The organism is Intestinirhabdus alba (assembly GCF_009711095.1).
In the GTDB taxonomy this organism is placed as follows: domain Bacteria; phylum Pseudomonadota; class Gammaproteobacteria; order Enterobacterales; family Enterobacteriaceae; genus Intestinirhabdus; species Intestinirhabdus alba.
Map to the genome: position 1 here is coordinate 20,560 of NZ_WMJZ01000019.1, position 19,162 is coordinate 39,721.

Below are 19,162 nucleotides of genomic sequence, written 5' to 3' on the forward strand. Positions count from 1 at the left end.
AGCTTAAACGCGGCGGCTGGCAGGGCCGACGGGGTATCTGTGAACCGGAGCGGGTGGGCAATTTCCGCTCGCTCCGGCGGGAAAAGAAGCGCCGCGTCGGCCTGTTATTGCGCTTCGACGCCTGGGGCAGACGATTTTTCCGCCGCTCCTGTATGTAGCTGCGGGCTATCTCTTCAGGCAGGACGTTAAACCTCGTAGTCCGGCTCCGTTTTGCCATTGAGCGGGATAATCTGCACCTTCTGTACCCGATGGCTTTCCACCCGCAGCGTCTTCAGCAGATAGTCTCCCGCCTGCACCTGTTCACCGCTTTTCGGCACGTGCTGCAGACGCTCCATCAGCAGGCCGGCGATGGTGTGGTATTCGCGCTTCTCGTCAAGGGGCAGCGGCACGAACTGGACCAGATCCTCCAGCGGCATATGGCCGTTGGCGGTCCAGGTGCCGTCCGGGTTTTTCTGAATATCGTGGCGGGCGTCAATTTCTTCTGCCTCGTTCGGCAGGTTGCCGGCAATGGTTTCCATTACGTCGCTCAGCGTCACTATCCCCTCCACCGAGCCAAACTCATCGACCACGAAGGCGAAGTGGGTGCGGGCGCTGCGGAACTGCTCCAGCGCCGGAAGCAGCGGCAGCGCCTCCGGGAACACCAGCGGCTGGCGGATCAGCTCCCGCAGATTAAGCGGCTCGCCGCGCAGGGATTGCTGTAGCAGGTCGATAACGTGCACCACGCCAAGCAGATCCTCCCTGGCGTTCTCTTCGGTGACCACCAGCCGGGTATGCTGGTTTTTCTCCAGCAGGGCGCGGATCTCCGCCTCCGGGGCGGCGAGATCGATGTGCTCGATGTCATGGCGCGAGGTCATGATGCTGCTGACGGTGCGCTGGTTAAGGTTCAGCACCCGCTCGATCATCCGCCGTTCCTGCGGGTTAAAAACCGGGCTGTCGTCGCGATCGGCCAGCATCGAGGCGGTCTCTGGATCCAGATCGGCGTCCTCTTTTTTGCCGCTCAGCAGGCGCATCACCGCCTCCGTAGTCCGCTGGCGCAGGGTCTGGTTGGCGGAAAGAAAGCGACGACGGTTGAACATCGCCAGCTGATTCAGCGCTTCAATCAGGATCGAGAAGCCGATTGCGGCGTACAGATAGCCTTTCGGGATGGCGAAGCCGAACCCTTCCGCCACCAGGCTGAAGCCAATCATCAGCAGGAAGCTGAGGCAGAGAATGACGATGGTCGGGTGGCTGTTAACGAAGCGGGTCAACGGCCTGCTGGCCAGCAGCATCAGGCTGATGGCGATCACCACCGCCGCCATCATGACCGCCAGATGATCGACCATCCCCACGGCGGTGATCACCGAGTCGAGGGAAAAGATGGCGTCCAGCACCACGATCTGCGCCACCACCGCCCAGAATTTTGCTCCTTTGCGCTGGGTGGGGTTATCGCTGTCCTTGCCCTCCAGCCGTTCGTTCAGCTCCATGGTGGCCTTAAACAGCAGGAAAAAGCCGCCGAACAGCACGATCAGATCGCGCGCGCTGAAGCTTAACCCGCGCACGCTGAACAGCGGCTCCGTCAGGGTGACCAGCCACGAGATTGAGGCCAGCAGCAGCAGGCGCATGAGCATCGCCATCAGCAGGCCGGTAATTCGCGCCCTGTCGCGCTGGGCGGCGGGCAGCTTTTCCGCAAGGATGGCGATAAAAACCAGATTATCAATGCCGAGAACCAGTTCGAGCACAACGAGCGTAACCAGTCCGGCCCAGATTGACGGATCGGCAATCCATTCCATAGTAAAGAGAGTACCTGTTGGCTATATACCCTGAATAATTCGAGTTGCAGGAAGGCAACGCACATGCAACTTGAAGTATGACGGGTATATGATGATTGTCACAAAACGATGATGGATAAAGCGGCTGAAAAAAGCAATGACGCGGGGAGATTTCTGAGGACGAGGCGGTGGAATAATAGCCCGGTTGCTTCTGTAAGTGACTGGTTCGCAGGGAAAGATAGTTACAGGTCTTTACAGACAGCTCCGGGCTTTTTCGCCGTAAGCGGCGTTTTACTTAGGATTCGTGCTAATGCATTTTTTCGCGTCGCCGCGTAGTATTTAACATCGCTTTGTTTGCCCGCGGGAGGCCGGGGGCAGGGCGCAGTTTGAGCCTGCGGGCAGATGAGCGATGGGGCGGCTGGGGATAAATATCGCGTAAATAATTCATAGTGGCGAAAACATAGTAACAAGCTATAATTCAGCAACCATTTAACGGGTGGACGAAATAATGATTAATTTGAAAGCAGTTATACCGGTAGCGGGTCTGGGTATGCATATGCTGCCGGCCACGAAGGCAATTCCCAAAGAAATGCTGCCGATCGTCGACAAGCCGATGATTCAGTACATCGTTGACGAAATTGTAGCTGCAGGGATCAAAGAAATTCTCCTGGTCACTCACGCTTCCAAGAACGCGGTAGAGAACCATTTCGACACCTCCTATGAATTAGAGTCGTTGCTTGAGCAGCGCGTGAAGCGCCAGCTGCTGGCCGAAGTTCAGTCCATCTGCCCGCCGGGCGTGACCATCATGAACGTTCGCCAGGCGCAGCCGCTGGGGCTGGGACACTCGATCCTCTGCGCCCGTCCGGTGGTTGGCGATAACCCCTTTGTGGTTGTGCTGCCGGATGTGATCCTGGACAACGCCAGCGCCGATCCGCTGCGCTATAACCTCGCCGCTATGGTGGCGCGTTTTAACGAAACCGGTCGTAGCCAGGTGCTGGCGAAGCGTATGAAGGGCGATCTCTCTGAATATTCCGTTATCCAGACCAAAGAGCCTCTCGATAACGAAGGCAAGGTCAGCCGCATCATTGAATTTATTGAAAAACCCGATCAGCCCCAGACGCTGGATTCCGATCTGATGGCCGTCGGCCGCTATGTGCTTTCGGCCGATATCTGGGCCGAGCTGGAGAAAACTGAGCCGGGGGCCTGGGGGCGCATTCAGTTAACCGACGCCATCGCCTCGCTGGCGAAGAAACAGTCCGTTGACGCCATGCTGATGACCGGCGACAGCTATGACTGCGGTAAAAAAATGGGCTATATGCAGGCTTTTGTAAAATACGGGCTGCGCAACCTGAAGGAAGGGGCGAAATTCCGTAAGGGTATTGAGAAGTTGCTTAGTCAGTAAGCTTCGCACGTCGTCCCAGTGAGATACGAAAGATCTAATAACGGCAGTAAACATTTTTGGCGCATTAACTGCTTGCCTCAAATGTTTACTGCCGTTTTTTTTATGCAATAAAAGATGTTTTTTCAATGAGTTAGCAGAATAAAATTTAACCGCTTTTTGCAGGATTTCTTCTTGTTTCTGACCTCAATTGGTAAGACAATTAGTGTTTGAGTTTTGAAGGCTTTGTTACTGCAGCAGAGCTTTGCACATCTATGAACGTTCGCAGTGTACTGGTAGCTGTAAAGCCAGGGGCGGTAGCGTGGTTCCCTTTCCACTGAGAATGCGGAGACAGAGTGGAAAATATCATTTTTTTAACATTAGATCTTGTTTATCCAGATGATACTGGTGGGCGAAAATTATCCCTGGGTAGGATATTGCATGAGAGAGAGAAAGGTAATAGGGTAGTTGTAATTCATTATAATTATAAAAATCAGAATGAAGAGGAAGCTAAGTGCTTCTTTAAAAGAAACAACATTCTATACTATTCGTTCACGAAAAAGCATAAATCCCATCGTTTTACACGGTTTTTAAATTATGTAAAGGCATGTCTAAAACTAATGCCAGAGCCATATTTTTTAATAGATAATGATGTGGCTTTTAGAATGTATTTACAAAAAAAGATAGTTGAAATAGAACCGACATTAATATCTATGGAGTCTATTTTTTTAGGAGGTCTGCGAGATCTGGCTAATGTTAAAAAAAGTAAATTAAACTATACCTTGCATAATGTTGAGTCGGAATTTTATTTTAGTTTGTGTTTTTCTGAAGCAAAAAAAATAAAAAAATTACATTATTACATTCAAGCTTGCCTGCTAAAATTAATTGAGAGAAATATATTCAGGAATGCTTATAAAAGTAATGATATAAATTTTACTTTCTTATCTCAAGAAGATAAGAAAAAGTATAAAGAAAAACATATAATTAATGAAGATGCGTGTCTAATTAATCATAATAATATAAGAACCACAAGGCGAGTTAATCGCGAAGTTAAATTCAATGATCCTTTTTTCTTATTTCCTGGTAGCTTGGATTTTCCTGCTAATAGTTATTCTATTAAAAAACTATTTGAAAATCCTGATATCGATTGGGGATTGCTACCTAAAATAGTAATTACAGGATCAGTTTCAGATACTATAAGAAATGATTTTAGCATTTACAAAAATATTTCTTTGGTAGGACGAGTTCCTGAAAATGAGTTGCACGAATTATACTCAACATGCATTGCATGTATTTCGCCAATAATAACTGGCGGAGGTATTAAAATTAAGAATATTGAAGCTATAAAACTAGGTATTCCTCTGATAGCCACTGAATTTTCATGCATTGGAATAGATACGAGTGCCGAAAATGTTATTGTTACTGAAAATGATTCTTGTTCGTTTTATGAGGCAATGCTTGAATATTACTATGAACTTCTAAACAATAATACTCTCGAGATAAAAAACACTTCTCTCAGAAGTTCATAATATTATTTTATTTTGTAATGTTAATAAGGCTAAGTCATCTACTTTTTAATTATAAAAAAAGGAAGATTATACCTATGAATGACATTAATAATCCATATTGTCAATTAAGGTTTCTCAATGTCTAATGTGCAAATTTGTCCATTGATAATGGCTGGTGGAATGGGGAGTCGATTATGGCCACTATCCAGGGAGTTGTATCCTAAGCAATTTCTTTGTCTTCAGGGTAAATCAACTATGTTACAATCAACTATTAACCGGTTAGATAAAATTGAATGTACTAAGCCTATTGTAATTTGTAATGAACAACATCGTTTTATTGTTGCAGAGCAATTGAGAGAGATAAATAAATTAGCCGGAAATATTATCCTGGAACCTTTTGGACGGAATACTGCGCCGGCAATTGCCCTCGCTGCACTTGCAATAAGAAATAATAGTATCAATAAAGATCCGATACTGCTGGTACTGGCGGCCGATCACGTTATTGCCGATGAAGACGCCTTTCGCGACGCGGTGCGTAACGCCATGCCCTACGCCAGCGTGGGTAAGCTAGTCACCTTCGGCATCGTACCGGATCTGCCGGAAACCGGCTACGGCTACATCCGTCGCGGCGAAGTGGTTGCCGGCGAGAAAAACGCGCTGGCCTTTGAAGTGGCGCAGTTTGTCGAGAAACCGAATCTGGAAACCGCGCAGGCCTACGTGGCGACCGGCGAGTACTACTGGAACAGCGGCATGTTCCTGTTCCGTGCCGGGCGCTATCTGGAGGAACTGCAAAAGTACCGTCCGGATATTCTCGCCGCCTGCGAAAAGGCGATGCTCTCCGCAGACCCGGATCTCGATTTCATCCGCGTGGATGAAGAGGCGTTTCTCGCCTGCCCAGAGGAGTCGGTGGATTATGCAGTGATGGAGCGCACGGCGGATGCGGTGGTGATGCCAATGGACGCGGGCTGGAGCGACGTTGGCTCTTGGTCATCATTATGGGAAATCAATTCAAAAGATGAATCTGGGAACGTGCATCACGGCGATGTCATCAGTCACAAAACCGAAAACAGCTACGTTTATGCCGAGTCCGGGCTGGTGACCACCGTCGGCGTGAAAGATCTGGTGGTGGTGCAGACCAAAGACGCGGTGCTGATTGCCGATCGCAATGCGGTGCAGGACGTGAAAAAAGTGGTCGAGCAGATCAAAGCCGACGGGCGTCATGAGCACCACATTCACCGGGAAGTGTACCGCCCGTGGGGAAAATACGACTCTATTGACGCTGGCGATCGCTACCAGGTCAAACGTATTACCGTCAAACCCGGCGAGGGGCTGTCGGTGCAGATGCACCACCATCGCGCCGAACACTGGGTGGTGGTGGCGGGCACCGCCAGAGTCACCATTAACGGCGAGATCAGACTGCTTGGTGAAAATGAGTCTGTCTATATCCCGCTGGGGGCGACCCACTGTCTGGAAAACCCAGGAAAAATACCGCTCGACCTGATTGAAGTGCGCTCCGGTTCCTACCTTGAGGAGGACGACGTGGTGCGCTTTCAGGACCGCTACGGGCGAGACTAACCACCATCTTTCTCGTTACAGATATGTTGCTTCCTTTGTATACCCCGATCACAAAGTCGCCTAAGTTACCGGAAATCAGTACAGCTTTTCCATTTCCGTAAAGCGAATAAATAATGGTTATCCAAAAATAAAATTTTCCTTCTTAGAAAAGTCTAATAGTTGCCTAAAGAAAGATAAAAACATGACAAAATTAACCTGTTTCAAAGCCTACGATATTCGCGGCAGGCTGGGCGAAGAGCTGAACGAAGAGATTGCGTGGCGGATTGGACGCGCCTACGGCGAATTTCTGAAGCCGAAAACGATTGTGCTGGGCGGCGACGTGCGCCTGACCAGCGAGGCGCTGAAGCTGGCGCTGGCGAAGGGGCTGCTGGATGCGGGCGTCGACGTGCTGGACATCGGCATGGCGGGCACCGAAGAGATTTATTTCGCCACCTTCCACCTCGGCATCGATGGCGGTATCGAAGTGACCGCCAGTCATAACCCGATGGACTATAACGGGATGAAGCTGGTGCGCGAAGGCGCGCGTCCCATCAGCGGCGACACCGGCCTGCGCGACGTGCAGCACCTGGCGGAAGCCAACGACTTCCCGCCGGTTAACGAAGCACAGCGCGGCAGCTATAAACAGATAAGCCTGCGCGATGCCTACATCGACCACCTGCTCGGCTACATCAACGTCAGAAACCTCACCCCGCTGAAGCTGGTGATTAACGCCGGCAACGGCGCGGCCGGTCCGGTAGTTGACGCCATTGAAGCGCGCTTTAAGGCGCGGGACGTGCCGGTGGAATTCATCAAAGTGCACAACACCCCGGACGGCACCTTCCCGAACGGAATACCTAACCCGCTGCTGCCGGAATGTCGTGACGATACCCGCAACGCGGTCATTGAACACGGCGCGGATATGGGCATCGCCTTTGACGGTGATTTTGACCGCTGCTTCCTGTTTGACGAAAAAGGGCAGTTCATCGAGGGCTACTACATTGTCGGCCTGCTGGCGGAAGCGTTCCTTGAAAAACACCCCGGGGCGAAAATTATCCACGACCCGCGCCTGTCCTGGAACACGGTGGACGTGGTGAAAGCGGCGGGGGGCACGCCGGTGATGTCGAAAACCGGCCATGCGTTCATTAAAGAGCGGATGCGGCTGGAAGATGCGATCTACGGCGGCGAAATGAGCGCTCACCACTACTTCCGTGATTTTGCCTACTGCGACAGCGGAATGATCCCGTGGCTGCTGGTGGCGGAGCTGGTGTGCCTGAAAGGGCAGTCGCTGGGCGAGCTGGTCCACGACCGGATGGCGGCGTTCCCGGCAAGCGGGGAAATTAACAGCAAGTTGGCGGCACCAGAGGCCGCGATAGCCCGGGTGGAGGCGCACTTCGCCAGAGAGGCGCTGGCGGTGGACCGCACCGACGGCATCAGCATGTCGTTTGCCGACTGGCGATTTAATCTGCGCACCTCGAATACCGAGCCGGTGGTGCGGCTGAACGTGGAGTCACGCGGCGATATTATTTTGATGAATAAAATGACTCATCATATCAAATCTATCTTAGAAAAAAGCTGAGTATTAAATTGAATAAGAAAGCTTTATTGAATAAGTATCTGCAGCAATCAAGCTCTTTTATGGCAAGAATAGCTGTCTCGATAATATCTATGGTCTTGAGTGTAATAATTGTTCGGTTGTATGATAAAAGTATAGTAAGCACTTTTTTTCTTTTTGTGAGTTACACAACTTTTTTGACACAAGTTGTTTTATTGGGGATGACACCTTTCTTGAATATATTAGCGGCGTCAAGAATTCGACTTGCTGATATATATATAGAAATTGCAAAAAAAATGAGTGTTTCTATACCGATGACATTATTGGTATTATATGTCATGATTGTGTTGATGAATATTGAAGATGGAAATTTATTATTTCTTTCAACAATAATTAGTGCCTTAAGTTGTTTTCTGATTGAGTTAATGAAAGGAAATGGTGCATATATATCAGCACAGTTATACAATGGTGGTATAAGCACAATAATATTTATTGTATTGCTCATTTGCAATAGAGTAATTCATTATGATGCAAGTGTTATTGAATTATACCTATTGTCATTAATTATCTCACTAGTGCTGAATTATTATGAATGGGAAAGGAAGTATAGAAGAGTATCTACCGTTGATATTGCAGAAAATAATAAAATAATTTTTAAAAAGATCATGCCAATATATTTATCAACGGTAATCGTTTATTTGTTTTCACAAATTGATTTATGGGTTGTTTCAAAAAATTTCGAATCTAGTATAGTGGCACAATATGGTTTAGCAATAAGATTGGCTGCGCTATTAAGTTTTTCTACTTTATCGGTCAGAGCGATAGCTGCAAATCGAATTCCTATGTTAATTAAAAATAAGGTACAGCTACAAAAAGAAATTTATCATAGCTGCAATTTTTCATTTATAGTTAGTGTGTTCACTCTTTTGTCTTTATTGATATTAGGGTATTGGTTAATCGGAATAGTTTTTGGTTCTAGTTACCAGTTTTCATGGTATATATTAATTGTTTTCTCTATAGGTCAAATTGTTAATGCTGCAACCGGGCCGTGTGATTTTCTGTTAAGTCATACAGGGCATGGTATTTCACTTATGTGGATCACTATTATTTCTTTTATTGTCTTGGTTGCATGTCTTGCGAGTATTCAAATAGTGGAAATAAAAAGTGTCTTCTTGTATTGCGGTGTGGTCTCAGCTATTATAGCTTTACAAAATATAAGTGTAGTATATATAGCATATAAAAAAACGGGTATTATCGCTTTACCTTGTTTCAAACGAGGATATTGAAGTGTCGAAAACGAATAAAAAAATAATTATATCCTTCTTATTGCTCTACGTGTTATCTGCCATAATATCAATGGTACAAACTTTGACGCATAAAAATTACCCTGGAGAGTTAGAGGAGTTTACAAGAACTATTTCTTCTTTTGAGGTTGTTTCATTAACTTTTTTTAATATAATCTCATTTATTAGTTGTTATTATATTATCTGGATCTTCTCAAAATTCAGGATTAAAATTAACAAAAAAATATATGTAAATTTCAATGAAAGAAGAATCAATACACTATTTTTTGTTTTATTGTTAGCGCAAATTATTTTTCTGCTTGCAACTGGAGTCGGAAAAGTAACTATAAACCCTGATGAGATCGCTACATCACCATATAGTCCTCTTTTTGCTTTCCTTAAACCAGAGCCTTTTATATATTTGTTTTTTTTGTATTTTAGAACGACAAAAGGATTTTCATATAAGAAAAATATCTTGTTTACAATAAATATTATTTTATTTATAGCATTCAAAATCCTTCAAGGATGGACCAGTTTTCTTCTGATTATGTTTTTTCTAGAAATGTATGCTCGTTTCCAACGAAAAGATAATAATAAGCTCTTCTTATTATTACCAATAATTATTATTCTTCTTGGAGGATGGGTATATCAATATGCTTTTGTTTTAAAGAATGAAATCCGTGGAAATAATTTACCCTCAATAAGCTATTATCAAGGTATCGAACAACTTACGTCAAGACTCTCAATGAACCCTGTCTCATTAGGAGCTTACCAAAATTTTGATACGGTGATTGATCTTTATCAAAAAGAAAATAGAATATTTAAAGAATCCGAATCATTGTTACGACCTATATTGCCAGGGAGTTTGATGGATAAGGATTTTAGAATACTAAATAATAATGTCATGGCATCATTTTATCCAGATTTAAATGCTTATACTAGCTCGGACTTTGGGGTTATTATGTATTTCAGTATACTTATAAAATCCAGTCTTCCAGATTTTATTCTGTTAAGTATACTGACCTTAATTTTATTTTTCATTGCTAAAATATATTTTGACTCTATGTCATTGTATGAAGGACAGTATGATTTATTGTTGTTTCTCATTATTTTTTACTGGACTTATACAGTTAGTATAGAAAACGTATTCGGGCAAGGTTTTTTCCCTTATATTTTTAGTACAATATTTTTCTTTCTGATGGGGGGGATTAAAATTAGTACACAGCATTCACGGTTTTCATAATATATTGATAACTGCTTGTAGGAGTGGGATAAATCCAATAAAATAGAGCGTCTTATAATAAAAGTAGGTATTTAATGTTTGATAGAAATAAAGAATATATAATCGTTAGTGCAACGGCATTAGCTACAAGTGGTGCATTAACAATACTAAGGCAATTTATTCAACAAGCATCGGGGGATGGTAACAATTACATTGTATTTGTACCATCCAATATTGAACTCTCTGAGTACGAAAATCTTGTTTTTGTAAAAACATCACCAAAAAGTTGGATAAGAAGAATATATTGGGATTGGTTTGGATGTAAGAGGTGCATTAAGCTTTATTCTATTAAAGTTAAAAAAGTTATCTGCTTACAAAACACAACTATGAATGTTCCATTTCCACAAATAGTATACCTTCACCAGCCGATCCCTTTTAGTAATTTTGATTCTTTTTTAAAGGACTTTACGCTTAGTAATTTGAAATTGTTTTTATATAAAAAATTCTATGCTTTTTTTATTTTCAAGTTTGTAGATGAACGTACCTTATTTGTAGTTCAGACTAAATGGATGAAATCCAGTGTTTTAGATAAGTGTCAAAAATTGAGAAATGAACAGGTGTTAGTTTTGAAACCTGACATTAATTTAAATATCGAAAAAAACTATAATGATAAAGTTTCCAGAAGAACAATATTATATCCTGCAACAGCATTAAGTTATAAAAATCATTTAATAATACTAAAAGCTCTAGTGCATATTAGAAATAAATTTGGTATGGGTGATATTAAGTTTCAAGTTACATTTAGAAAATCTCAATATAAAATTTTTGATGATTACGTTGCAAAGAATAATTTGAGCAATAATGTAGAATATTTAGGGATGATACCCTATTCAGAACTACAAAAAAAGTATTATTGTGCATCATTGATTGTTTTTCCAAGTTATATTGAATCTTATGGGTTGCCATTAATTGAAGCTGCTGCATTAGGAAAGCAAATCCTTTGTAGCGATTTACCATATGCACGTGATGTTCTAGAAAACTATGAAGGAGCTATTTTTGTAAGATATAATGATGAAGATGATTGGGCGCGGTCAATTTTTTATCATCTTGATAATATTTCTCATGAAAAAATAAAGCCTTATGAAAATAATAATCTTTCATCATGGCCACAATTCTTTAAGTTAATTTAATAGGTAATATATGTTTACAAATTCTACGCTATTAATTACTGGTGGAACCGGTTCATTTGGTAATGCAGTTTTAAGGAGATTTTTAGAAACAGACATCAAGGAAATACGTATTTTTTCCCGAGATGAAAAGAAACAAGATGATATGAGAAAGAAATATAATAATGAAAAATTAAAATTTTATATTGGAGATGTCCGTGATTATAACAGTGTTTTAGCTGCTACCCGTGGAGTAGATTTTATATACCATGCTGCAGCCCTTAAGCAGGTTCCTTCATGTGAATTTTATCCAATGGAAGCCGTTAAAACGAATGTTATCGGCACTGATAATGTGCTTGAGGCAGCAATTGCAAATCACGTTTCAAGAGTTGTATGTTTAAGCACTGACAAAGCCGTTTATCCAATAAATGCGATGGGGACATCCAAGGCGATGATGGAAAAAGTCATTGTCGCGAAGTCGAGAAATGTCCCTAGCGACATGATGATATGTGCAACCAGATATGGAAATGTTATGGCATCACGAGGATCCGTTATCCCACTTTTCATAAATCAAATTTTAGAGGGCAGACCGATTACTATAACTGATACTAATATGACTCGGTTCATGATGACATTAGATGATGCGGTTGATTTAGTATTACATGCTTTTAAATTTGGCAGCAATGGTGACATTTTTGTTCAAAAATCTCCTGCGGCTACGATTGAAATATTGACTCAAGCAATTTTAGAGATAACGCGGTCTCCTGAGCATCCGATTAATGTTATCGGTACTCGACACGGTGAGAAATTATTTGAAGTGCTATGTAGCCGGGAGGAAATGTTAGTTGCACAGGATCAGGGGAATTATTATCGAATTCCATGCGATAATCGAGATCTTAATTATGAAAAATACTTTGAAGAAGGCAATAAAGAAGTAGAAGTCATTAATGACTATAACTCTCATAATACTTATCGTCTAAACAAGGAAGAAATGATTGAGCTTTTACGTAAACTTCCTTATATAAATAAGATTGAAGCTGGTGAAAAGGCTAATCCTGATGCTTAAAAAAATACTAGTACTCGGTGCAAACGGCATGCTTGGAGGCAGTTTGTTTCGATATTTTTCTCGAGAACCTGACTTTGAAGTTTTGGGTACGGTAAGAGAGGAAAATGCGAAATTAAAACTACTTAATCAAGGTTTTCAGAACACTGTTAGTGGTATTAATGCTTATCACTTCGATACAGTAGAGCGTATTATTAATGAATTCAATCCTGATTATGTGTTTAACTGTGTAGGGATCATTAAACAACTTGATGCAGCAAAAAATAATGTCGCATCAATTACTATAAATTCACTTTTACCACATCAACTTGCTCATGTTTGTAGTATAAATAATGCAAAATTGATTCATTTCTCAACCGATTGTGTTTTTAGTGGACAAAAGGGAGCATATTGTGAGAATGATACTCCCGATGCCTATGATCTTTACGGAAAATCGAAACTTCTGGGAGAAGTTGATTACGGCCAACATTTAACTTTGCGCACGTCGATAATAGGACATGAAATTTCAAGTAATCATAGTTTAGTCGACTGGTTTCTCACTCAAAAGAGTTCAGTAAAGGGATTTTCAAAAGCAATATTCTCTGGCTTACCGACTATTTATATTGCTGAAGTTATTCATAAGTGGGTTATACCTAACGATAATTGTAAAGGGTTAAGACATCTTAGCGTTTCAGCGATTAATAAATATGAACTTTTAAAATTAATAAAAAAACAGTACTCACATAATATCGATATAATAGAATCACCTGATCTTATTATTGATCGCAGCCTTGACTCATCACTTTTCCGCACCGAAACAAAATTTACACCCATGAGCTGGCCTGTACTAATTGAGAAAATGAATGATGAATACAACAAATATTTTAGATAAAAAAATGAAAGTAGTTACGGTTATTGGAACACGTCCAGAAATTATCAGATTGTCGCGGGTCATGGCCATTTTAGATCAGCATACGGATCATACAATTATTCATACCGGGCAGAATTATGATTTTGAATTAAATGAGGTCTTTTTTAAAGAACTCGGTATTCGAAAACCCGATTATTTCCTTAACGCAGCTGGTGAAAACGCGGCAGAGACGATTGGAAATGTCATTATTGAAGCTGATAAGGTATTTGAAAAAATTTCACCTGAAGCTCTTTTGATTCTTGGTGATACTAATAGTGCCTTGGTTTCAATCGCCGCTAAGCGGCGTAAGATTCCAATCTTTCATATGGAGGCTGGTAATCGGTGCTTCGACTATAGAGTCCCGGAAGAAATTAATAGAAAAATTGTCGATCATATTTCCGATATTAATCTAACTTATAGTGAAATTGCTCGTGAATATTTATTGCGTGAAGGAGTTCCTGCTGATCAAATAATAAAAACAGGAAGTCCGATGCGTGAAGTATTAAATTATTATTATGATGATATACAAAATTCACATGCAGTCAGTAAATTAAATTTGACAGCTAATTGTTATTTTCTTGTGAGTGCGCATCGAGAAGAAAATGTTGATGCACCAGATAAATTGACAAATTTCATTCAAACACTTAACGCTATTGCAGAAAAATATGAGATGCCTGTAATTGTTTCCACACATCCTCGCACTCGTAATCGAATGCAAAATCTAAATGTGGATATAAATAAAAACGTTCAATTCATGAAACCTTTCGGTTTTTTAGATTATGTAAACTTACAGATAAATGCATATGTTGTATTATCTGATAGTGGTACGATTACGGAAGAATCTTCGATACTAAACTTCCCTGCACTTAATTTACGGGATGTTCATGAAAGACCTGAGGGGTTTGAAGAGGCTTCAGTCATGTTTGTTGGTCTAAATCCGGAGCGCATTTTTCAAGGTATCAAAATTTTGCAACAGCAAAAACGTGGTCCGAATAATCGTGACTTACATATGGTGTCTGATTACATGATTGACAATGTATCTCTAAAAGTACTTAGAATAATAATGAGTTATACAAATTTTGTTAATAGTAAAGTCTGGAAGAAATCATAATGCGGTTAGCGTTAATTTGTGATGACTATCTGCCCAATAGTACACGTGTCAGCGCAAAAATGATGCATGAGCTAGCATGTGAACTATTAAGGCAAGGACATGATCCAATTGTCCTTTGTCCTAACGGAGGGGAATCAAAAAAAGTAATCCCCCTTTGTCTGGATGGAATAACTATATATCGTTTCCCAAACGGGAGGACTAAAGATACCACAAAATTAAAACGTGCGTTCAACGAGAGTCTTCTATCTTTTAATGCTTGGCTTTTTCTATCAAAAGAGATTAAGAATAAGGAAATTGAGGGGGTTATATATTATTCTCCTTCAATTTTTTTTGGGCCACTAGTCAAGAAAATTAAAAATATTTGGCACTGTAAATCCTATTTGATTTTACGCGATTCTTTTCCACAATGGCTCATTGATCAAGGGATGATTCGTAGCGGCGGTATAGTTGATAAATACTTTCGATATTTTGAACGCTTAAATTATAACGCAGCCGATTACATCGGAGTAATGTCTGATAAAAATAAAGAGTTGTTTTTAGCGCAGTATCCCCATATTGCTAATGTAAACGTATTATATAATTGGACTGATGCAAAGGATAATTCACCTCAACAAAATTCTGACATATTGAAGTTGCATTCATTAGAGGAGAAGATAATCTTTTTTTATGGTGGAAATATTGGGCATGCTCAGGATATGGCTAACTTAATGCGATTAGCTTTCGGAATGAGAAAACATATGAATGTTCATTTCCTCTTTATTGGTCAAGGAGATGAAGTTGAATTGGTCAAAAAATTCATTGATGAACACCGTCTAGATAATTGTACTTATTTACCCTCAATTAGTCAGGATGAATACTCTGCCTTGCTAAGGCTAGTCCATGTGGGTTTATTTAGTCTGGCAAGGAATCATTCGGTACATAATTTTCCTGGTAAGCTTTTAGGTTATATGGCAAATAATTTACCTATATTAGGTAGTGTTAATGAAGGAAATGACTTAATGCCTATAGTCTCTGATGCTCAAGCAGGTTATGTTCATATAAATGGCGATGACCAGCAGTTATTAGATTCTGGTGTTAAATTGGCTTCAGACTTACAATTAAGAAAAAAAATGGGAGAGAATGGTCGCTCACTTCTGCTCAGTAAATTCTCAGTTGAATCTGCAGTAGATAATATTATTCGAAAACTTCAATAGTTTTAAATACTAAGGTATCGCTATGCAGGTTTCGGTGTTTTCTATAAAACAACTTGAGGCATTGATTGAACTAGCACAAAATTCTGAAAGATTACGAGCACATTTATGTCTACATAACAGTCATCAGGACAGGGTTCAAAAGGTATTGATTGCCTTGACGAAAGGAACATATATCCCTCCTCATTTTCACAAAAAAATTCATCAATGGGAACACTTTCAAGTTATCATCGGAGAGGTTGATTTATATATTTTTGATGATGAGGGGATGGTAAGGCAGATTTTTAAATTAGGTGGACTGGATGGCGCGTTATTTGCTGAGATCTTTCCCGGTACGATTCATACACTTGTCTGTCGTTCTGCAAATGCTGTTGTTTTGGAAATTAAGGAGGGACCTTTTATTGAGGCAGATGCAAAGATTCTTCCTTCTTGGTCATGTAAAGAACATTATAATATTCATTCACGTAAAAAAATTATTGCTATGCTAGAGAGACTTAAACTTGGTGATTTTTTCAAAATTTAATGACAATTAATATATTTATTAATATCATATTGAAATTATTTTTGAATATTAATGTTATAAAGGCGCATATGAAACGGTCAGTTATTGACCCTGATTTTTTTCGCAGCGTGTTGCTTTGCTGCGATTCCCCGCAGAACACTATGATTTTACAATCAGTGTGGCGTACACCAGCAAAGGCTATTCTTACTCACCCGTCCTGAGTTACCATCTATGCCACATTCAAGCCGCGCACCAGCCGCGCGGTGACCACACCTGACAGGAGTATGTAATGTCTAAGCAACAGATCGGCGTCGTCGGTATGGCAGTGATGGGGCGCAACCTCGCCCTCAACATCGAAAGCCGCGGTTATACCGTCTCCGTTTTCAACCGCTCCCGTGAGAAGACCGAAGAAGTGATTGCCGAAAATCCAGGCAAAAAACTGGTGCCTTACTACACGGTTAAAGAGTTTGTTGAATCCCTCGAAACGCCTCGTCGCATCCTGTTAATGGTAAAAGCGGGCGCGGGTACGGATGCCGCTATTGATTCTCTTAAGCCTTATCTGGATAAAGGCGACATCATCATCGATGGTGGTAACACCTTCTTCCAGGACACCATCCGCCGCAACCGCGAGCTCTCCGCCGAGGGCTTTAACTTTATCGGCACCGGCGTATCCGGTGGTGAAGAGGGGGCGCTGAAGGGGCCTTCCATCATGCCCGGCGGCCAGAAAGACGCTTACGAGCTGGTCGCGCCGATTCTGACTAAAATTGCGGCGGTTGCTGAAGACGGCGAGCCGTGCGTAACCTATATCGGCGCAGACGGCGCGGGTCACTATGTAAAAATGGTGCACAACGGCATCGAATACGGCGATATGCAGCTGATTGCTGAAGCCTACTCTCTGCTCAAGGGTGGCCTGAACCTCTCTAACGAGGAGCTGGCGCAGACCTTTACCGAATGGAATAACGGCGAGCTGAGCAGCTACCTGATCGATATCACCAAGGACATCTTCACTAAGAAAGATGAAGAGGGTAAATATCTGGTCGATGTGATTCTGGACGAAGCCGCCAACAAAGGCACCGGTAAATGGACCAGCCAGAGCTCTCTGGATCTTGGCGAACCGCTGTCTCTGATCACCGAATCTGTTTTTGCGCGCTACATCTCCTCCCTGAAAGAGCAGCGGGTGGCCGCCTCTAAAGTGCTGTCCGGTCCGCAGGCGAAGCCGGCGGGAGACAAAACTGAATTTATCGAGAAGGTGCGCCGCGCGCTCTATCTGGGCAAAATCGTCTCTTATGCGCAGGGCTTCTCGCAGCTGCGTGCCGCCTCTGACGAGTACAGCTGGGAGCTGAACTACGGCGAGATCGCGAAAATCTTCCGCGCGGGCTGCATTATTCGCGCCCAGTTCCTGCAGAAAATTACCGATGCCTACGCTAAAGACGCGGGCATTGCCAACCTGCTGCTGGATCCGTACTTCAAGAATATCGCGGATGAATATCAGCAGGCGCTGCGCGACGTGGTGGCCTATGCGGTGCAGAACGGTATTCCGGTGCCGACCTTCTCCGCTGCCGTTGCCTACTACGACAGCTACCGTGCCGCGGTGCTGCCGGCCAACCTGATTCAGGCGCAGCGCGACTACTTTGGTGCCCACACCTATAAGCGCACGGATAAAGACGGCGTATTCCACACCGAATGGCTGGAATAAGTCTTAACCCGTTCACGCCCGGTCTATGACCGGGTTTTTTTTGCCTGGACGGTGCCGGATGCTATTTTGCTGTCAGAGATAAGCGGGGCTGGTGCCACAATTTCGCCGAAAATTTTACTGCTGCGATATTTTCGGTAGTGATTAATTTATTGCTGGACAGAATACTCTGTAAACATAACGAGAAGGCGTAATAAATGCCAAATTTTACCCTTTTGTCCTATAGCATTATCAACATTTACAGATAAACTACAGCCTGTCTCTATTTCTTCTTATCCAGGATGTTCGTTACAGTGGAAAATAACAATATTGCCGGACGCGGCGGCGATTCAGAACAGATTGATTTAATTGATTTAATTGTTCAGCTGTGGCGCGGTAAAGTCACTATTATCATGTTTGTTATCGTTGCCCTTGCCCTTGCTGTGGGGTATCTGGCGGTGGCAAAAGAAAAATGGACCTCAACGGCGATTATCACCCAGCCGGAAGTGGGGCAGATCGCCAGCTACAGCAATGCGATGACCACCCTGTATGGAGAGAATGCTCCGGGTGTCGCCGGTATGCAGCAGAATTTAATTAACCGCTTTGGTTCAGCTTTCTCTGCGTTAGCTGAAACGCTGGATAACCAGAAAGAGCCGGAAAAGCTGACCATAGCACCCTCGGTAAAAGGGCAGCCGCTGCCGCTGCTGGTCTCCTACGTCGCGGACTCCGCGGAGGGTGCCCAGCACAAGCTCTCGGAATATATTCAGCAGGTTGACGAAGAGGTAGCCAAAGAGGTGATAGCCGACCTGCAGGATAACATTAAGCTGCAGACGCTCAACCTACAGGATTCGCTGAAGTCTCAGGAAGTGGTTGCCCAGGAGCAAAAGGATCTGCGCATCCGGCAGATTCGTGAAGCCCTACGCTACGCGGAGCAGGCCGGGGTCAACAGGCCGCAGATCCAGCAGACGCAGGACGTAACCCAGGAGAGCATGCTGCTGTTAGGCAGCGAGGCGCTGAAGTCGATGATTGAGCACGAATCCACGCGCCCGCTGGTCTTTTCCGGTAGCTACTACCAGACCCGGCAATCCCTGCTGGATATCGCCAACCTGAAGGTTGTTCCTGAAACGGTTCATGCTTATCGCTATGTGATGAAGCCAACGCTGCCGATTCGCCGCGACAGCCCGAAAAGGGCCATTACCCTGGTGCTGGCGGTGCTGCTGGGCGGGATGATTGGCGCAGGCGTGGTGCTGGGGCGTAATGCGCTGCGTAACTACAGGCCGAAGGCGCAGTAATCCCGGATAGCCAAAGGCCATTCCAGCCGCCG

General features: G+C 43.2%; 15 protein-coding genes. 14 read left to right on the top strand and 1 reads right to left on the bottom strand.

Annotation, left to right across the window (positions count from 1 at the left end; all coding sequences use genetic code 11):
* Nucleotides 1–185: 185 nt before the first annotated feature.
* Nucleotides 186–1,769, bottom strand: coding sequence for a TerC family protein (locus GJV78_RS14025; RefSeq protein WP_155108953.1), 1,584 nt, complete (start codon nucleotides 1,767–1,769; stop codon nucleotides 186–188).
* A gap of 487 nt (nucleotides 1,770–2,256) precedes the next feature.
* Between GJV78_RS14025 and galF the strand changes: the two genes are divergently transcribed.
* The 14 genes from galF to wzzB all read left to right on the top strand — a co-directional run bounded on the left by galF (nucleotide 2,257) and on the right by wzzB (nucleotide 19,130).
* Nucleotides 2,257–3,150 (top strand): GalU regulator GalF, encoded by an 894-nt coding sequence (gene galF, locus GJV78_RS14030; RefSeq protein WP_155108954.1) that lies wholly within the window; start codon nucleotides 2,257–2,259, stop codon nucleotides 3,148–3,150.
* A gap of 332 nt (nucleotides 3,151–3,482) precedes the next feature.
* A complete protein-coding gene (locus GJV78_RS14035) occupies nucleotides 3,483–4,655 on the top strand; it encodes a glycosyltransferase (protein WP_155108955.1) in 1,173 nt (390 codons plus the stop codon).
* Nucleotides 4,656–4,772: 117 nt separating this feature from the next.
* Entirely contained in the window at nucleotides 4,773–6,209 is a 1,437-nt protein-coding gene (gene cpsB / locus GJV78_RS14040) for a mannose-1-phosphate guanyltransferase (protein ID WP_155108956.1), read from the top strand.
* A 181-nt stretch (nucleotides 6,210–6,390) separates the two neighbouring features.
* Entirely contained in the window at nucleotides 6,391–7,764 is a 1,374-nt protein-coding gene (gene cpsG / locus GJV78_RS14045; protein ID WP_155108957.1) for a colanic acid biosynthesis phosphomannomutase CpsG, read from the top strand.
* Nucleotides 7,765–7,790: 26 nt separating this feature from the next.
* Entirely contained in the window at nucleotides 7,791–9,026 is a 1,236-nt protein-coding gene (locus GJV78_RS14050) for a lipopolysaccharide biosynthesis protein (protein WP_155108958.1), read from the top strand.
* A 1-nt stretch (nucleotide 9,027) separates the two neighbouring features.
* Nucleotides 9,028–10,266: an oligosaccharide repeat unit polymerase gene (gene wzy, locus GJV78_RS14055; protein ID WP_155108959.1), complete on the top strand. Its 1,239-nt coding sequence runs from the start codon at nucleotides 9,028–9,030 to the stop codon at nucleotides 10,264–10,266.
* Between the two features lie 74 nt (nucleotides 10,267–10,340).
* Nucleotides 10,341–11,435, top strand: a complete 1,095-nt coding sequence (locus GJV78_RS14060; RefSeq protein WP_155108960.1) for a glycosyltransferase — start codon at nucleotides 10,341–10,343, stop codon at nucleotides 11,433–11,435.
* A 10-nt stretch (nucleotides 11,436–11,445) separates the two neighbouring features.
* Nucleotides 11,446–12,477 carry a polysaccharide biosynthesis protein gene (locus GJV78_RS14065; protein WP_155108961.1) on the top strand — a complete coding sequence of 344 codons (1,032 nt, stop codon included), beginning with the start codon at nucleotides 11,446–11,448 and terminating at the stop codon, nucleotides 12,475–12,477.
* Nucleotides 12,470–13,345 carry a dTDP-4-dehydrorhamnose reductase family protein gene (locus tag GJV78_RS14070; RefSeq protein WP_155108962.1) on the top strand — a complete coding sequence of 292 codons (876 nt, stop codon included), beginning with the start codon at nucleotides 12,470–12,472 and terminating at the stop codon, nucleotides 13,343–13,345. Before GJV78_RS14065 ends, GJV78_RS14070 begins: the two co-directional genes overlap by 8 nt.
* Nucleotides 13,320–14,474 (top strand): non-hydrolyzing UDP-N-acetylglucosamine 2-epimerase, encoded by a 1,155-nt coding sequence (wecB, locus tag GJV78_RS14075; RefSeq protein WP_155109024.1) that lies wholly within the window; start codon nucleotides 13,320–13,322, stop codon nucleotides 14,472–14,474. The genes GJV78_RS14070 and wecB overlap by 26 nt, the downstream gene beginning before the upstream one ends.
* Complete coding sequence (locus GJV78_RS14080) at nucleotides 14,474–15,667, top strand: glycosyltransferase family 4 protein (RefSeq protein WP_155108963.1); 1,194 nt, start codon at nucleotides 14,474–14,476, stop codon at nucleotides 15,665–15,667. The genes wecB and GJV78_RS14080 overlap by 1 nt, the downstream gene beginning before the upstream one ends.
* A 22-nt stretch (nucleotides 15,668–15,689) precedes the next feature.
* Nucleotides 15,690–16,187, top strand: a complete 498-nt coding sequence (locus tag GJV78_RS14085; protein WP_155108964.1) for a WbuC family cupin fold metalloprotein — start codon at nucleotides 15,690–15,692, stop codon at nucleotides 16,185–16,187.
* A 268-nt stretch (nucleotides 16,188–16,455) separates the two neighbouring features.
* Nucleotides 16,456–17,862, top strand: a complete 1,407-nt coding sequence (gene gndA, locus GJV78_RS14090) for an NADP-dependent phosphogluconate dehydrogenase (RefSeq protein ID WP_155108965.1) — start codon at nucleotides 16,456–16,458, stop codon at nucleotides 17,860–17,862.
* Nucleotides 17,863–18,140: 278 nt separating this feature from the next.
* Complete coding sequence (gene wzzB / locus GJV78_RS14095) at nucleotides 18,141–19,130, top strand: LPS O-antigen chain length determinant protein WzzB (RefSeq protein WP_155108966.1); 990 nt, start codon at nucleotides 18,141–18,143, stop codon at nucleotides 19,128–19,130.
* Nucleotides 19,131–19,162: the final 32 nt, after the last annotated feature.

Excerpts from the sequence above, each read along its gene's own strand:
- GJV78_RS14085 (WP_155108964.1), top strand. The coding sequence starts at position 15,690 with ATGCAGGTTTCGGTGTTTTCTATAAAACAACTTGAGGCATTGATTGAA.
- GJV78_RS14065 (WP_155108961.1), top strand. The coding sequence starts at position 11,446 with ATGTTTACAAATTCTACGCTATTAATTACTGGTGGAACCGGTTCATTT.
- cpsB (WP_155108956.1), top strand. The coding sequence starts at position 4,773 with ATGTCTAATGTGCAAATTTGTCCATTGATAATGGCTGGTGGAATGGGG.
- wecB (WP_155109024.1), top strand. The coding sequence starts at position 13,320 with ATGAATACAACAAATATTTTAGATAAAAAAATGAAAGTAGTTACGGTT.
- GJV78_RS14070 (WP_155108962.1), top strand. The coding sequence starts at position 12,470 with ATGCTTAAAAAAATACTAGTACTCGGTGCAAACGGCATGCTTGGAGGC.
- GJV78_RS14060 (WP_155108960.1), top strand. The coding sequence starts at position 10,341 with ATGTTTGATAGAAATAAAGAATATATAATCGTTAGTGCAACGGCATTA.
- gndA (WP_155108965.1), top strand. The coding sequence starts at position 16,456 with ATGTCTAAGCAACAGATCGGCGTCGTCGGTATGGCAGTGATGGGGCGC.
- GJV78_RS14025 (WP_155108953.1), bottom strand. The coding sequence starts at position 1,769 with ATGGAATGGATTGCCGATCCGTCAATCTGGGCCGGACTGGTTACGCTC.
- wzzB (WP_155108966.1), top strand. The coding sequence starts at position 18,141 with ATGTTCGTTACAGTGGAAAATAACAATATTGCCGGACGCGGCGGCGAT.
- GJV78_RS14080 (WP_155108963.1), top strand. The coding sequence starts at position 14,474 with ATGCGGTTAGCGTTAATTTGTGATGACTATCTGCCCAATAGTACACGT.
- cpsG (WP_155108957.1), top strand. The coding sequence starts at position 6,391 with ATGACAAAATTAACCTGTTTCAAAGCCTACGATATTCGCGGCAGGCTG.
- galF (WP_155108954.1), top strand. The coding sequence starts at position 2,257 with ATGATTAATTTGAAAGCAGTTATACCGGTAGCGGGTCTGGGTATGCAT.